The sequence below is a fragment of the Vibrio sp. 2132-1 genome (assembly GCF_033344315.1).
The window spans coordinates 1-523 of record NZ_JAWPON010000839.1 but is presented as its reverse complement, the minus strand read 5'-3'; the positions used below and the strand labels follow the sequence as shown (position 1 = coordinate 523).

Annotated in this window: 1 protein-coding gene; it reads left to right on the top strand. The window is 46.8% G+C overall.

Features of this window, described 5'->3' with window-relative positions; translation table 11 throughout:
• Positions 1-21: 21 nt before the first annotated feature.
• A partial coding sequence (locus R8N47_RS28305) for a DNA ligase LigA-related protein (RefSeq protein WP_412034504.1) occupies positions 22-523 on the top strand: 502 nt, incomplete at its 3' end.

Sequence of the window (523 nt, the reverse complement as noted above, 5' to 3'; positions counted from 1 at the left end):
GACAATATACGGGGCTTTACTATGTCTGAATCAGTACATCAACGGCTAGAAGAACTCAAAGAGTCGTTGCACTACCACGCCGTTCGCTACTACGTGGAAGATAATCCAGAGATTCCAGATGCAGAATACGACCGCCTAATGCGTGAACTGCTAGAAATTGAAGCTCAACATCCTGATTTAGTGACGGTTGATTCGCCAAGTCAGCGAGTGGGTGGTAAGCCGCTTTCTGAATTTAGTCAGGTGACACACGAAGTCCCAATGTTGTCATTAGATAATGCATTCGACGACAGTGAACTCGACAGCTTCCATAAACGTGCTCAAGACCGAATCGGTGGAGAAAGCATTAAGCAGTATTGTTGTGAACCAAAGCTAGATGGCTTAGCCGTGAGTCTGCTGTATGAAAACGGTATTTTAGTTCAAGCGGCAACGCGTGGTGATGGTACTACGGGTGAAAACATCACTGAAAACGTGCGCACCATTAATGCCATTCCTCTGAAGCTGAGGGGTGATGACTGGCCAGCTC